Annotated in this window: 17 protein-coding genes and 1 riboswitch; of the genes, 10 read left to right on the top strand and 7 right to left on the bottom strand. The window is 40.9% G+C overall.

Features of this window, described 5'->3' with window-relative positions:
- The first annotated feature begins 373 nt into the window (after positions 1 to 373).
- The 6 genes from CE058_RS11635 to CE058_RS11660 all read left to right on the top strand — a co-directional run bounded on the left by CE058_RS11635 (position 374) and on the right by CE058_RS11660 (position 4,898).
- Positions 374 to 910 carry an RNA polymerase sigma factor gene (locus tag CE058_RS11635; protein WP_048009113.1) on the top strand — a complete coding sequence of 179 codons (537 nt, stop codon included), beginning with the start codon at positions 374 to 376 and terminating at the stop codon, positions 908 to 910.
- Positions 885 to 1,493, top strand: a complete 609-nt coding sequence (locus CE058_RS11640) for a hypothetical protein (RefSeq protein ID WP_163142720.1) — start codon at positions 885 to 887, stop codon at positions 1,491 to 1,493. Before CE058_RS11635 ends, CE058_RS11640 begins: the two co-directional genes overlap by 26 nt.
- 205 nt (positions 1,494 to 1,698) lie before the next feature.
- A complete protein-coding gene (locus tag CE058_RS11645) occupies positions 1,699 to 2,991 on the top strand; it encodes an ABC transporter substrate-binding protein (protein ID WP_163142723.1) in 1,293 nt (430 codons plus the stop codon).
- Positions 2,992 to 3,052: 61 nt separating this feature from the next.
- Positions 3,053 to 3,190, top strand: coding sequence for a hypothetical protein (locus tag CE058_RS11650; RefSeq protein ID WP_163142726.1), 138 nt, complete (start codon positions 3,053 to 3,055; stop codon positions 3,188 to 3,190).
- An 80-nt stretch (positions 3,191 to 3,270) separates the two neighbouring features.
- Positions 3,271 to 4,032, top strand: a complete 762-nt coding sequence (locus CE058_RS11655; protein WP_286167968.1) for a carbohydrate ABC transporter permease — start codon at positions 3,271 to 3,273, stop codon at positions 4,030 to 4,032.
- Positions 4,029 to 4,898 (top strand): carbohydrate ABC transporter permease, encoded by an 870-nt coding sequence (locus CE058_RS11660; protein WP_163142729.1) that lies wholly within the window; start codon positions 4,029 to 4,031, stop codon positions 4,896 to 4,898. The genes CE058_RS11655 and CE058_RS11660 overlap by 4 nt, the downstream gene beginning before the upstream one ends.
- 35 nt (positions 4,899 to 4,933) lie before the next feature.
- Here CE058_RS11660 and CE058_RS11665 read toward each other — a convergent pair whose 3' ends face one another.
- The 7 genes from CE058_RS11665 to CE058_RS11695 all read right to left on the bottom strand — a co-directional run bounded on the left by CE058_RS11665 (position 4,934) and on the right by CE058_RS11695 (position 10,123).
- The gene (locus CE058_RS11665; RefSeq protein ID WP_163142732.1) at positions 4,934 to 5,674 is read right to left on the bottom strand and encodes a hypothetical protein; all 741 of its coding nucleotides are present in this window, start codon (positions 5,672 to 5,674) and stop codon (positions 4,934 to 4,936) included.
- Positions 5,675 to 5,823: 149 nt separating this feature from the next.
- The gene (locus tag CE058_RS11670) at positions 5,824 to 6,591 is read right to left on the bottom strand and encodes a TatD family hydrolase (RefSeq protein ID WP_163142735.1); all 768 of its coding nucleotides are present in this window, start codon (positions 6,589 to 6,591) and stop codon (positions 5,824 to 5,826) included.
- 11 nt (positions 6,592 to 6,602) lie between these two features.
- Positions 6,603 to 7,337 (bottom strand): ABC transporter ATP-binding protein, encoded by a 735-nt coding sequence (locus tag CE058_RS11675; protein ID WP_163142738.1) that lies wholly within the window; start codon positions 7,335 to 7,337, stop codon positions 6,603 to 6,605.
- The gene (locus tag CE058_RS11680; RefSeq protein ID WP_163142741.1) at positions 7,334 to 8,101 is read right to left on the bottom strand and encodes an ABC transporter permease; all 768 of its coding nucleotides are present in this window, start codon (positions 8,099 to 8,101) and stop codon (positions 7,334 to 7,336) included. The genes CE058_RS11675 and CE058_RS11680 overlap by 4 nt, the downstream gene beginning before the upstream one ends.
- Positions 8,098 to 8,391, bottom strand: coding sequence for a thiamine-binding protein (locus tag CE058_RS11685; protein WP_048009122.1), 294 nt, complete (start codon positions 8,389 to 8,391; stop codon positions 8,098 to 8,100). Before CE058_RS11685 ends, CE058_RS11680 begins: the two co-directional genes overlap by 4 nt.
- 13 nt (positions 8,392 to 8,404) lie before the next feature.
- Positions 8,405 to 9,409 (bottom strand): ABC transporter substrate-binding protein, encoded by a 1,005-nt coding sequence (locus CE058_RS11690; protein WP_163142744.1) that lies wholly within the window; start codon positions 9,407 to 9,409, stop codon positions 8,405 to 8,407.
- 112 nt (positions 9,410 to 9,521) lie between these two features.
- Positions 9,522 to 9,630, bottom strand: a riboswitch (TPP riboswitch).
- A gap of 79 nt (positions 9,631 to 9,709) precedes the next feature.
- Positions 9,710 to 10,123 (bottom strand): YkvA family protein, encoded by a 414-nt coding sequence (locus CE058_RS11695; RefSeq protein ID WP_163142747.1) that lies wholly within the window; start codon positions 10,121 to 10,123, stop codon positions 9,710 to 9,712.
- A gap of 155 nt (positions 10,124 to 10,278) precedes the next feature.
- Between CE058_RS11695 and CE058_RS11700 the strand changes: the two genes are divergently transcribed.
- From CE058_RS11700 to CE058_RS11715, 4 genes are all read left to right on the top strand, one after another.
- Positions 10,279 to 11,013 carry an NAD-dependent deacylase gene (locus CE058_RS11700; protein WP_163142749.1) on the top strand — a complete coding sequence of 245 codons (735 nt, stop codon included), beginning with the start codon at positions 10,279 to 10,281 and terminating at the stop codon, positions 11,011 to 11,013.
- Positions 11,014 to 11,104: 91 nt separating this feature from the next.
- The gene (gene tatA, locus CE058_RS11705) at positions 11,105 to 11,278 is read left to right on the top strand and encodes a twin-arginine translocase TatA/TatE family subunit (RefSeq protein WP_035327434.1); all 174 of its coding nucleotides are present in this window, start codon (positions 11,105 to 11,107) and stop codon (positions 11,276 to 11,278) included.
- Between the two features lie 279 nt (positions 11,279 to 11,557).
- On the top strand, positions 11,558 to 12,961 hold the full coding sequence (gene treP, locus CE058_RS11710; protein ID WP_163142752.1) for a PTS system trehalose-specific EIIBC component: 1,404 nt from the start codon (positions 11,558 to 11,560) through the stop codon (positions 12,959 to 12,961).
- 90 nt (positions 12,962 to 13,051) lie between these two features.
- Positions 13,052 to 14,728, top strand: a complete 1,677-nt coding sequence (locus tag CE058_RS11715; protein WP_163142755.1) for a glycoside hydrolase family 13 protein — start codon at positions 13,052 to 13,054, stop codon at positions 14,726 to 14,728.
- The last annotated feature ends 271 nt before the right edge of the window (positions 14,729 to 14,999 follow it).

Here is a 14,999-nt window from a genome sequence, read left to right on the forward strand (position 1 = left end):
AAATGAATCTTGGAAAAAATAAGGAAAAGGAGGGAGGCAGTATTTTCACAGAATGATAAAATAAATTAAAAGGGTGGAGAACTTAAAGGAAACCTTTACTCAAAATTGGAAAAAATGAATCGAAGATGGGTAGTCTGGGGTGTAACTTTATTCATCTTTTTACAGGTTAAATGAGATTGAAAAAAGTTACGGTTAAAAAGGCGCTTTCTCGGATTTTTCTCAAATTTGATGCTAAGGAATCAGATTGTTTTAAAATATAGGATAAATGAACAGGTTCCGGATTATTGGTTTTACCAAATGTTTTACATAAACAATAGAAAAGTGTTTCTTTTCTGGTTTTTATTCGTCTAATAATATGCGAGGGGGCGCCACAATGGAGAGAATAACGGCAGAAGCGTTTGAAGATATATACAGCGAGTACAGCGATCGAATTTATGGATACATATTTCTTCTCGTAAATGATAAGGAAGTGGCGGAAGATCTGACACAAGACACCTTTATCAAAGCCTACAAATATATGAATCAATTTAATGGGGAGTCCCAGATCTTTACGTGGCTTGTCCGGATATCCAGAAATGTAGCCATTGATTATTTGCGCAAAAAAAGCAGATTCAAATTTTTCTCTATAGAAAAATTCCAACTCCAATCAGATGAAGATACTCCTACAGAGATAATGATTAAGGGTGAAAAAGTTACACTCTTATATGAAGCAATTCGCCATTTGAAATTAAGCTATCAAGAAGTGCTGATTTTGAGAAAAATAAAGGAGTTTTCCATTAAGGAAACGGCTGAAATCTTGAATTGGTCTGAAAATAAAGTGAAAATCACCACTTCCAGGGCACTCGCAGCGCTAAAAAAAGAATTGCAGAAAAGGGGGGAAGTCCATGAAGAGCTCATTCGGATCCGATAATTCCTTTCGAGAATTGGGACGAATTCCGCGGTCTCAAAAGCAAAAGCAGGAGAGTCTGCAAAAAATATTGAGGAGCATAGAGGAAAAACCTGAAAGAAAGAAAGCTATTTTCCCGAGATTTTTATCTGCTGCCGCTGTAATGGCTGCTTGTGTCATGTTCGCTTTCATTATTTTTTCTGAGGATACTATTACCAATGGCAGCAGCAGTTCAGAGATGCTTGGGAATAGCTTTATAAGCCAAACAACTATTGCTATGTCAGAAACCGAGAAAAGCTTCTCTGCCGATGGAAAGTATTCGGCAGAAATCGCGACTGTAAAAGATCCAAAGTGGGAAAACACGGCAAGAAATGCCATAAATTCGGCAATCCCTTCAGAGGCAGTCATTGATGCCAAACCAACCTATGATATCCAATTTAATTTAAAGGGAAAAGAACCGGTAAAGATGAAAGTCTGGAACGAGCAAGGCGAAGTTTACTTTAAGCTAATTGACAGTGAAGAAATTTATTCAGTTCCTCCTGCGGAGGGCTCTATATTTATTGAATATATAAAGGCAATCGCACAAAGCATTCAAAATACTCCTTAATTTGACTCCAGTAAGGGGTCATTTTTTTTAGGCTGAAAGGGCTGGATTTTGACAAATATCGAGAATTTTTTCAAATAAATGTTTTATCCCAGATTAAAAGGGTAGTACTTACTTAGTTAATAAAAATTTTTATTCGCTTGATTCCTGCAGGCAGGGAATAGGCAGAAGATTAAAGCTGAAAATTATAAATATTAGGGGGAGCATCATGAAAAAAGGACTTCTTTTTATTATTTCCGCATTCCTGCTTATTGGAACATTAGCAGGCTGTTCCGGGGAAAGTGCTCAGGCAGAAAAGACGAAGGATGGAAAGGTCGTTGTTGATTTTTGGAGTTTTTGGGGTTCAGAAACAAGAAGGCCAATTATTGAAAAAATCATAGATGATTTTAACAAATCACAGGATGAGGTTTTTGTTAAGCATACATATTTGCCTTGGGGAGATATTTGGACAAAGAACTTGGCATCCGTTGCTGCCGGTAATCCTGCTGATGTTATCATTAACGATATTAATTCGGTCGGCCAGCGGGCAGAAAATGGACAATCTGAAGATTTGAGCAAGTATATCGATGATTCATTTAAAGACCAGTTTTACCCGCATTTATGGGAAACGGTAATGTACGAGGACAAGGCTTATGCAGTTCCATTTAATACAGATACCAGATTGCTATTTTACAATAAAGATGCTTTCAAAGAAGCAGGCCTTGACCCGGAAAAACCGCCTGCTACATGGGTTGAACTGGAGGAGTATGCTCAGAAGCTGGATGTTAAAAATGGAGATCGCTATGACCGGGTTGGCTTTTACCCGCTTTGGGGCAGTATCGGTGCAGCAAGCTGGATGACAAGCGCTGATGGCGGAAAAGGATTCATTCAAGATGGCAAACTTTATATCAATACTCCTAAAAAGCAGGAAGCGCTTCAATGGCTGCTGGGATGGAAGGAGCGTCTCGGCGAGAAAACAGTTCAGTCATTTGAAGCTGAATTTGGAAGTGAACAGTCAAATCCGTTCATTGCCGGCAAAGTGGCAATGTGGGTGGATATCGGTACATTTTACACACAAATTCGTGATTATGGCAATGATATGAATTTTGGGGTTGCCCCGATTCCTGCATATAAAGAAGGTTCCGGGAACTGGAGTGATGGAGGTGGGTTCGTAGCTGAAATTCCTAAAGGAGCCAAACACCCTGAGGAAGCTATGAAGTTTATCGAGTATCTTACAGGTCCAGAAGCTCAAAAATATTGGGCTATGAAAAATTATGATAATGTCGCAAATAAAGAAGCTGCAGAGGCCGTGGTAAAGGAACTTAAAGGTGATGATCAATATGTATATGAAGCGACTGTGAAAAACCTGGATCAGACACAATTATTCCCAGTCCCGACAGAGTATCCCGATTACCAGAATCGCATTAATCCTCATATAGACAATGTTCTGCTAGGTAAAACCAAGCCTGAAAAAGCGCTGGAAAAAGCAGAAGAAGATGTTGAAAAACTAAAGAAAAATTAGAACAAAGAGAGAAGGGCAATCCTTCTCTCTTTATAAATACTATAAAAAGAAGGTGTAAGGGTTGAAATCATATGAGACAACGATTGAGCGCCGGGGAGCAGATTTGCAGGAAAAAAAGGGAAGGCATCATCACACAGACGGCTGTCACGCCAAACAAGAGAAAATATCTTTGGCTATCTATTTATCAGCCCGTGGATAATCGGATTTCTGGGACTGACACTTGGCCCGTTATTATTTTCCTTATTTGCCAGTTTTACAGACTATAATATCACTTCAAAAATGAATTTTATCGGTCTTGATAATTTCAAACGCATGTTTACGATTGATGACCTATTTAAAACGTCACTATGGAACACTTTATATTACGTTTTATTCTCTGTCCCGCTGACCACAGCAGGGGCGATTTTTCTGTCGGTTCTTCTAAATCAAAAAGTAAAAGGCATGAAATTTTTCCGCACACTTTATTATCTGCCTGCTATCCTCTCAGGTGTTGCAGTTTACTTTTTATGGATGCAGCTGCTGAGTCCGTCAACAGGTCTGGTTAATACGTTCCTGGCATGGTTTGGAATTGAGGGGCCAGCATGGCTGTTTGACCCTGAATGGACAAAGCCAGCTTTGCTTTTGATGAAAATGTGGAGTGTCGGCGGAGGAATGCTTCTATATCTGGCAAGTCTGCAGGGGGTATCAAATTCCCTTTATGAAGCAGCGGATCTGGATGGGGCCGGTGTAGTGCAGAAATTTTTTTACATCACATTGCCTATGATTTCGCCGATCATTTTCTTTGATGTGCTGACAAGTACGATCGGTTCATTTCAAATTTTCCAGGAGGCTTATGTCATGACGGAGAATGGAAGCGGCGGACCTGGAAATTCGCTTCTGTTCTATAATCTTCATATGTGGAATAATGCGTTTGAGGTGTTTGACATGGGCTATGCCTCTGCAATGGCCTGGCTGCTGTTTATTGTCGTTATGATACTGACAATCATTAATATGAAAATCGGTAAAAAATGGGTTCATTATGAGGGAGGAGATGATAAATGAGAACTGCTGCAGCACCGAAGTTTTATGAGACGAAAAAATTCAAAGATAAAGTAAAGCAGGCGATTGTTTTCATCGTTTTATTAGCAGGAAGTGTACTGGTAATATCTCCGCTTTGGTGGATGATTTCGACTTCTTTGAAATCCCCTGCAGAGATAGCTCAATATCCGCCGACCTTTATGCCAAAAGAATTCCATTTTTCCAATTATGTTGACGCCTGGAAATCAGCACCGTTTACCCGCTGGGCTATGAATACATTCTTTATTGCCTTTTGCGGAATGGCGGGAAGCGTTATTGCCAATTCGCTGGTTGCTTATGCATTCGCAAAGATCCGTTTTAAAGGAAGGAATGCTTTGTTTATAGTTGTGTTATCAACCATGCTGATCCCAGGGTTTGTCACCATGGTGCCTCAGTACATTTTATTCTCCAAGCTTGGCTGGGTAAATACGTATCTGCCTCTGATTGTTCCGGCCTTTTTAGGGAGTGCCTTTTTCATCTTCCTGCTTCGCCAGTTTATGATGACCATTCCGAATGAACTTATTGAAGCAGCTGTTCTGGACGGTGCTAATCATATTCAGATATGGTGGCATATCATGCTGCCATTGACGAAGCCGGCGCTTATTACTGTAGCCATTTTCTCATTTAATGGCGCATGGAATGACCTTCTTGGTCCGTTATTATATTTAAATGATGAAAGTCTCTACACCCTTCAAATCGGTCTTCAAACCTTCAAGGGAACTGTACAGACACAATGGCATTACCTGATGGCCATGTCAGTTATGGTATTATTGCCTGTAGTGCTGTTATTTTTCTTCTTCCAGAAGCACTTTATAGAAGGTTCGAATATCGCATCAGGCACGAAAGGATAACAAAAACGGCTAAGCCATTCGCTTAGCCGTTCTTTTCATTGTATAGGGCAATAGGTTCTCCATTCCCCGTCAACACACACCTTATGGCGGGGAACATAGCATTCAATGACCACAGAATCCGGATTCAGCCCGTTTTCTTCAAGCTGGAATGATACTGAAGCTTCGGACTCAGTGTTAGCGGATGAGCAGGGATACCCGCCGCGCCATTCATACTTCGTACAGTAGTAGCATAGCTGGGCGGATACTGTGGCTTTATCGGAAGAGACTGTATTGCTTTTAGCCGCTTCTTTAATCAGCTGTGTTTTTTTCAATTCTACTTCTGTTAAATAATCAGTAAAGGTGCTGTCTTTTGAGATATCTATTTTGGTCTCTTCCTCAGATTTCAGGTCTTTTACATAAAAAGCCTGATCCTCAATAAGCCTGCTGAAATCAACCAGCCGCACTTTTAATTCCTTCCCAGACTCAAATGAGAAAGATAGTAGGGACGAGAAATTTACGAGAGCTTTTTCATCTAAGGAAATTTTTTTTTCGTTGTATTCAATTTCATATTGCACTGTCCAGCCATATTGTTTTCCTTTTTCATCAATAAGAGCTTTTGGCTGGGTGGAGGCATCTTTTAAAATAGAAGATTTGAATTCTTTAAACTCATCAGATTTTAACACGGCTTTCATGAAATCTTTCTCAGTCAAACCAGCCGAATTACTTTTGGGCTGTGCAGAAACATTGCCTGAGAAAACTAGTAAAATAGTCAATAATAAGAAAATATACTTTTTCATCACATACCTCCTAAAAAGTATTGTCCAATATAAGATTAACCTATATTTCCATAATTAGGAATGGTGCGATGTGATTATATTTATCTAGTATATTTTATCTAATCTAAATAAAAAAACTGCCTATTTGGTAAAAGCCTTTTTTAGGCAGATTAATCAATATTATAGAAGCTTTTTGTATTATCATAAAGCTTCTTAAGGGCGCTGCTGAAAGATATTTCTTTTAGTTCAGCAAGGGAACTGATGGAATGGGCCATCATGGAAGGGTGGGTAGGTTTGTTTTTAAAAGGGCCCTCGAATTCCCATGGGCCGTCTGTTTCTGCCATCAACTTATCCAGCGGGTAATCCCGTACGAGGCCCTGTATTTCTTTTTCATACACGATATCTGGAGTAAAGGATATGTAATAGCCATTGGAAATCAGCCTGCTTGCTGCTGCAGTGTCACCTTTAAACCAGTGGAAATGAGCCTTTTTAATCGAATGCTTTTCCAATAAATTGCACACAATCTGTGCATCATCATAAATTGCATGGAGGACAATGGGCTTATCCTGTTTTTTTGCAAGCTTTATGAATTCTTCGAGAAGTTCAATATATCCGCCTGGGATCTTGCTCCCATTAGGTCTCAAATAGTATGGAAGGCCAACCTCGCCAATAGCAGCCATCTGCTCTGTGTGAATCTTTATCCAGCTGAAAAGATCTGAAATATCATGATCATTGGGCAGTACCTGTTCAGGGTGAAAACCAAATGCAGGTTTAACAAAGTGATAGATTTCTGCAAGAGCAAGGTTTCTTTTGCAGGAGTTTAAATCGCTTGAAACTGTAACCAGTGAAAGCTTAAACGGCAATTTATGAAACATTTTTTCTAAATCAATATCGCTGTACTTATCAAGATGAATATGGGCATCAATATAATTATCCATGCTGCTGCCTCCTAATGATTTTTCAGCGCATGATGAATGCTTCTTTTGCATTCAAGGAAATTTTCATCCAGAAAAATTTCCTCCATTCGCGGCCGCCCAAAAGGCACTTTATATTCTTGAACCACTCTAGCAGGCTTGCTGCCGAGTATTAATATTCGATCAGAGAGGTAAATGGCTTCTTCGATATTGTGAGTGACAAACAGAATCGTGGGCTTATGTTCATTCCAAATATCGAGAAGCCATTTTTGCATATCAAGACGGGTAAGCTCATCCAAAGCTGAAAAAGGTTCATCCAGCAATATGATTGGCTGCGGGCTTAATAGTGCCCGGATAAAGGCGGTCCTTTGCTTCATGCCTCCTGATAATTCATGAGGAAACGCATTTTCATAGTCACCGAGTCCGGCTTTTTGAAGCATTTTTCTGGCTGTTTCGGGATCGGGTCTCCCTATAATTTCCTGGCCAAGCAGAACATTCTGAAGGATAGTTCTCCAAGGCATCAGGGAAGGTGTCTGGGGCATATAGCTGATTGAACCGCGTTTGCCGCTGATTTCGGAATCCCCTAGCATTATGGACCCTTCATCAGGCAGTAGCATCCCGCCAATCAGGTTAAAGATAGTGCTCTTTCCGCTGCCTGATGGACCTAAAATCGAAACAAACTCCCCTTCATTTACTTGAAAACTCAAATTGCTTAAAACCTGATTTGAATCAAAATTTTTCGTTAGAGAATTAACCGATAATTGTATCATTTCCTCCCACTCTCCCTGGACTTCCATTTAATAAGCAAACGTTCTGAAAGTAATATACCTCCAAAAAGCAGCAAACTTAACAGCATAATCGCAAGTATGGCTACAAAAACACGGTCTGTCCGAAAGGAAGAAGACGCTAGAGTCATATAAACCCCTATTCCGGCTTTGGCTCCGAGCCATTCAGATATTACAGCACCCATCACACTATAGGTCGCAGAGATCTTTAGCCCTGAAAATAAAGATGGAAGGGAATGGGGAAGCTCCAGCTTCCAAAACAGCTGTCCTCTGCCGGCTCCAGCCATCAGCATATAATGCCTGAGATCTGCTGGAGTTTGCCGAAAACCATCCAATGCTGCAACAGTAATGGGGAAGAAGCATACCAGCGTAATGACAATAAGTTTTGGAAGTATGCCAAATCCAAACCATACAACCAGTAAAGGAGCCAGAACAATTATTGGCACATTCTGTGAAAGGATGAGAAGCGGGTAAACAGACTCTCTTATAAAAGGCAATAAGTGCAATATAACAGCTGTAAGCAATCCAATGGCAGTGCCAATGGCAAATCCACATAGTGATAGCAGGACTGTCGATTGAAGATGCGGGCGGAAGCCCTCCCAACCCAAAACTGCCTCCTGAATGATATCTGTCGGGGGAGGCAGGAGCCAAGCAGGGACTTCTGCCAGATTTACCCCCACCTCCCAGAGAATGAATAAAAGGAGGAGAACCGCAGCCGGTCTCCACCCTTTTCTGAATACCTTGATCATGGACGGTACTTCTCCGTTAAATCACTCATTTCAATTCCAGCGGGCTGATAGAGAATCTTAACCTGTGAGATTACGTTGCTGCTGCCTTTTTCAATCATTTTTCTGTTCATGTCAGCAATGATTTTCAATAAGTGTTCTAAATCGCCTTCCATCGTTGTTTCAAGGGGATGCACTTCGTACTTAACACCGGATTGCTGAATGATACTGATTGCTTCATCAACGTATGGTATAACATTTTCCCCATCTTTTGTTTTTGGTATGATTTGAATGCTTACAAGTGCGTTTGCCATTTAATAACTCTCCTTATTCCGGCAGGAAGTCATTTGTAAATGCTTTGCCGGCATCTAATTCTTTATCTAAAAGACCATTTTCATGCATCCAGTCTGCATAGTTTTCCCAGACCTCAAGCTTTTGTTCTCCCCATCTGGCAGCATCATCCTGATAGCGCGGGGATAGCCACTCCTGGCTCTTTTTGACCAATTCGCTGTCCAGGTCAGGAGCATTCTTTAACAAGATATCAGCTGCTTCCTCGGGCTGGTCGATTGCAAATTCATAGCCTTTGGCTGCAGCATTTACAAATGCTTTAACAGTTTCCGGATCATCTTCAATCATTTTTTCACTCGTAGCCAGAACAGGCGTGTAGTAATCCAGTTTTTCTGAGTAGTCTGTGAGGTAGACCATATTAATCTTTTCCCCCCGAAGCTCAGCTTCTACACCTGTCCATCCGTAATAAATCCATGCGAAGTCTATATCTCTTTTAACAGCGGTAAAAAAATCTGCATCACCCATGTTAACGATTGAGACCTTTTCAACATTGGCGTTTTCCTTCTTCATTAGGGAGTCTATTACCGATTTTTCTACAGGAGCTCCCCAGCCGCCATACGTTTTTCCTTCAAAGTCTTTCGGCGATTTAATATTTTTTTCAGCAGGGGATGCAAAACCGGAAGTATTATGCTGAATTACAGCTGCTATCGATACAAGGGGAACGCCCTGTACACGGGCTTCCGTGATGCTTTCCTGATAGCTGACACCGAAATCAGCCTTGCCTGATGCAGTCAATTGATCTGCACCTGCTTCACCTGGCATGATAATTTCGACATCGAGTCCTTCTTCTTTAAAATATCCTTTGTCCTTTGCGGCATATAAGCCGGTATGATTGGTATTGGGTGTCCAATCCAATACAACAGTAACTTTTTTCAAACCTTCTTTGCTGTCTGCTTCTTTGCCTCCAGTCTTATTATCCGTTCCATTACCGGCACAGCCTGAAAGAAGCAGCAGTGTACAGATAACTGCAATCCACTTTTTCATAAGTAATCCTCCTAAAAACCTTTATGTAATAAGGAAAGTTGATATTAGTCTGCCCTGAAAAATAAAAAACGCCCCGGCATAATACCGGGACGCATATAAAAAAACATTTTATTATGTTTAAGAATATGTTCCCTACGCCGGTATTAGCCAGATCAGGTTCAAAGGGTCAGCATCTTAAGGATGAAGTCTCAACCGGCACACCGGTTCCCCTACATTTCTTGCTATTTAATTTTAACAGGCATGAATACTTTCCATTATTTATTATAGCAGACAATATCAAAATGGACATCATTTTGAACGTTATTTCATTTCAATAGTCCGGCTCTCTTTCCAGGTTTTGAATTTCTCAATTTCACCTGTAATCTGGCTGACGGCAAAACCAAGTACTGCTGCATCATCAAGGATACCCATTCCGATTAAAAAGTCTGGAACCAGGTCGATAGGAGAGACAAAGTATAGGATGGATGCAATAATAAAGATAATTGATTTTTTGGAGATATGCCGGTAATCACCTTTTGACCATGCCTTAACTAAATCGATCAGCAGCTGAAACTTTTCCCATATATCACTTAACGAAGATTTGTTTTTCTCAGCTTTAAGTGTAGCTTTTTTTAGCAGGCCTTTTGTTTTTTCGGGATCATCCGCATAGCGTTGTGCCCTGGAAGAAAATTTTTTATAGCCGTCCTTATAATCTTTCGTTTCTATTTCAGGCATAGCCATCACTCCTATATTGATAATTCGTAAAAACAGTTATAATCTATTATTTACCGCATACCTGACATGACATAAACATTTAACCAGGAGAAAAAAATGGAAATAGCCTTCAAACCTTCAAACCTGTGAAAATATTTTAGTGGGAGCTGGTATTTATGCTTGAGAAATGGCTGAAGGAATCAAATTATACAGTAATACTATCTGGAGCAGGTATGTCAACTGAAAGCGGTCTGCCTGATTTCAGGTCAGCCAATGATGGCTTATGGAACGGGAAAGACCCTGGGAAAATTGCCAGTACTGAAGCATTGAATGAAAATGTGAAGGAGTTTATAGAATTTTATCGGCACCGGGTAATCGGGCTCAAGGAGTGCAGCCCTCATAAAGGCCACTATATTCTTGCTGATTGGGAAAAGAGAGGCATTTTAAAGAGTATTATCACCCAGAATGTGGATGGATTTCATCGGCTGGCAGGGAGTGAAAATGTATCAGAGCTTCATGGGAATCTACAGACACTCCATTGCCAGGAATGCAAAAAAGAGTTCCCGAGCGAGGGATATTTGCATGGACACGTTCAATGTAATTGCGGGGGGCTGCTTCGTCCTTCAGTAGTTCTGTTTGGGGAGATGCTGCCTGAGCAGGCTTTAGATTTTGCAGCGGAAGAATCAGAAAAGGCAAAACTATTTATTGTTCTCGGATCATCCCTGACTGTGACACCAGCCAATCAGTTTCCGCTGATAGCAAAACAAAACGGAGCAAAACTGGTGATTATTAATATGGAACCCACTGATTTTGACTTTTATGCTGATGAAGTGATCCATGAGCGCAAAATTGGTGAAGTTCTCGAAGAACTTGATCGTGCCTTAATGCAGCGGGAGAATGAGAAATTATAAAAACTATGATTTTTTGAGCCAATCCCCTATAATGGACAATGAACATGATTACTGCTGTTTCAAGCGATATGATATATAAGGAGTGTTCAGCATGTTATCAAACATCGGTATTCCAGGCTTAATTCTCATCCTGGTTCTTGCTCTTATTATTTTTGGTCCTAAAAAGCTTCCTGAAATAGGGAGAGCATTCGGGGAGACCTTAAAAGAATTTAAGAAATCTACCCGTGATCTCACTAAAGATGATGATGATGATAAAAGAAAATAGCCTACTGGTTTAGAAACCGGCTTTGCAGACGATTAGTCTTCGAAGCCGGTTTTTCTATTTTTTGGCTTCGAACCGAGTGAATGGGTATAGAAAAAAAGGAAAAGAAAAAATAGTTGACTAACATGTATATACAAGATAGAATGAAAGCGTAAACAGTTCATGTATATACAAGTTAGTTTGTGTGTAATGGATAGATTTATAAAAATCGAGAACGATAATAAGAACCTTATAACTGTTTTTTTCTTTAATATGAAAACGGTAACAGGAGGAGAGTGTAGAATGGCCACAAATAAAGAGTCAGCAGAGCAAATCGTAGAAGCTATCGGGGGAAGGGATAATATCGCTGCGGCCACTCATTGCGTAACAAGGCTGCGTTTTGCATTAAAAGATGAAGGAAAAGTCAATAAAGAAAAGCTCGAAGATATTGATATTGTAAAAGGTTCATTTTCCACCAATGGACAATTCCAGGTTGTAATTGGACAAGGCCTCGTTGATAAAGTATATAAAGAAATGACAGATGCAACCGGTATTGGCGAATCGTCAAAAGAAGAAACCAAAAGTGCAGCTGCCGAAAACTTAAATCCCCTGCAGCGTGGAATTAAAACACTGGCTGATATTTTTATTCCAATCCTTCCGGCTATCGTAACAGCTGGTTTGCTGATGGGAATTAACAACATTATGACAGCGCCGGATATTTTCTTCGATGATAAGTCGTTTGTTGAAGTTTATACAAACTGGGCTGATCTGGCGAGCATCATTAACCTGATTGCCAATACTGCTTTCGTATTTCTTCCAGGCCTGATTGGATGGAGTGCTGTAAACCGGTTTGGCGGCAGTCCGCTACTTGGTATGGTACTTGGTTTGATGCTGGTGCACCCGGATCTTTTAAATGCATGGGGCTATGGTGCAGCAGAGGAAGTTCCGAAGTGGAATTTATTTGGTCTTGAAATTGAAAAAGTAGGTTACCAGGGCCAGGTGTTGCCTGTATTATTTGCTTCATATGTATTGGCCAAGATAGAAGTATTTCTGCGAAAAAGAATTCCTGATGCGTTTCAGCTTCTGACTGTCGCGCCAATCGCTTTGCTTATTACTGGATTTCTTTCTTTTATTGCCATCGGACCAATTACATTCACGATCGGCAGCTGGATTACAAATGGAGTTGTCGGAATCTTTGATGCTGTTCCGGCCCTTGGAGGTTTGATTTACGGAGGATTATATGCACCTCTTGTTATCACTGGCATGCATCATACATTCCTGGCAGTCGATCTTCAGCTAATCGGCAGCATTGGCGGCACATTTTTGTGGCCGATGGTGGCACTATCCAATATTGCACAGGGTTCAGCCGCTTTTGCCATGATGCTGTTAAGCAAAGGGAACGAAAAGCTGAAAGGGCTTGCGCTCACTTCTTCCATTTCAGCGTGGCTGGGTGTAACGGAGCCGGCGATGTTTGGGGTTAACCTTCGATTTAAGTATCCGTTCTTTGCAGCGATTATTGGATCAGCTGCAGCAGGCATATTCATCACTATTAATGGAGTTAAGGCACCGTCAATTGGAGTAGGCGGCTTGCCGGCATTCTTCTCTATCTTTGCGGAAAACTGGGGTGCTTTCTTTATTGGAATGGGAATTGCACTTGTAGTGCCGTTTGTATTAACTTTAGCTTTCTCGAAATTTAAAAAAGCTTAAATAAAATGATTGATGCCATGGAGTTCTATGATTCCATGGTATCGCCATTTTTAGGCTTGCTCAATATTTTATTATACCGGAGGTTGCATTATGAAGAAGCAATGGTGGAAAGAGAGTGTAGTTTACCAAATCTACCCTCGAAGCTTCATGGACAGCAATGGAGATGGAATAGGAGATCTGCAGGGAATTATCTCAAGGCTTGATTACTTGAAAGAGCTTGGAATTGATGTGGTCTGGCTTTCTCCAGTTTATAAATCACCAAATGATGATAACGGCTATGATATCAGTGATTATCAGGAAATTATGCGTGAGTTTGGAACTATGAAGGATTGGGAACAGCTTCTTGGAGAGCTGCATAAAAGAGACATCAAACTCATTATGGATCTGGTGGTGAACCATAGTTCAGACGAGCATTTCTGGTTTTCAGAAGCAAGGAAATCGAAAGATAATCCATACAGGGACTACTATATATGGTGTGAAGGAAAGAATGGAAAGGAACCGAATAACTGGGGCAGTAATTTCGGGGGATCTGCCTGGGAGTTTGACGAAAGTACAGGAGAATATAATTTGCATCTGTTTTCAAAAAAACAGCCTGATCTAAACTGGGAGAATCCGAAACTGAGAAAAGAAATATACGACATGATGACCTGGTGGCTTGAAAAAGGGATTGACGGGTTCAGAATGGATGTAGTCAACTTTATCTCCAAAGTGGAGGGACTTCCTGATGATGAACCAAAGCCCGGTAAGAAATATGCTTCTGGAAGCAAGTATTATCGAAATGGACCGAAAATTCATGAATACCTGCAGGAGATGAATGAAAAGGCGTTATCGAAGTATGATGTGATGACTGTCGGCGAAATGCCTGGTGTAAATCCGGAGTGGGCTCGGCAGTATACGGGGGAATCACGCAATGAGCTGAATATGGTCTTCCAATTTGAACATGTTAGCCTCGATAACGGGCCAAATGGCAAATGGGACCTCAAACCCCTCGATCTATTTGACTTAAAAACAAATCTGACCAAATGGCAAAATGAACTGGATGAGGTTGGCTGGAACAGCCTGTACTTTAATAATCATGATCAGCCGCGCTCTGTTTCCAGATTCGGGAATGATGGAGAGTATTGGGATAAGTCAGCAAAGATGCTGGCAACATTGCTGCATATGATGAAGGGAACTCCATATATTTATCAGGGCGAAGAAATAGGAATGACGAATGTCCGTTACTCAAGCATTGATGAATATAGAGATATAGAAACACTTAACTTTTACAAAGAAGCTCTTAACGATGGCTGGACAGAGGAAAAGGCACTGATGGCCATCTATGCAAAAGGGCGTGACAATGCAAGAACGCCAATGCAATGGAATTCTTCCAGGCACGGAGGATTTACGAAAGGAACCCCATGGATAAAAGTGAATCCTAACTATAAAGACATTAATATCGAAAAGGCCATGGAAAACCCTGACTCTGTCTTTCATTATTATAAAAAGCTTATTGAACTTAGGAAGAAAAATGAAATTATTATTTACGGAAAATATAACCTTATACTTGATCATCATTCTAAAGTCTACGCCTATACAAGAACACTGGGCAATCAGACTCTTCTTGTCATGTGCAACTTCTATGGCGGAAACACTGAAGCAGAACTCCCTGCAAAGCTCCAGGGGAAAAAATTCGAACTGCTGATTGGGAATTATAAAGATATACAAATCAGCAGAACAATTAAACTTCGTCCATACGAAACTCAGGTGCTTCTCTTTAACGGTTAAAATGTGAGTTTTGTAAGACGCTACCCATATTTAAATACTTTACTGAGTTGATAGGAGCGGAAGACGCGAGATCCTCGAAAATGCTGTCGCATTTTCTTCGTGCGGTGCACATCCTAAGGAGCTTATCCAGTGTCCTGCGGGAGTAGCGGGACAGGTGAGATCCCGCAGACGCAAAGCGTCGAGGAGGCTCACCGCCCGCCCCGCGGGTTTGCTGAGTGCCTGAAGCGGAAATCAACGGTCAGAATTGCAAGCATGTGTGCTTAATTTATAT

It is taken from the genome of Bacillus sp. 22-7 (genome assembly GCF_010628845.1).
GTDB classification, from domain to species: Bacteria; Bacillota; Bacilli; order Bacillales; family Cytobacillaceae; genus Cytobacillus; species Cytobacillus firmus_B.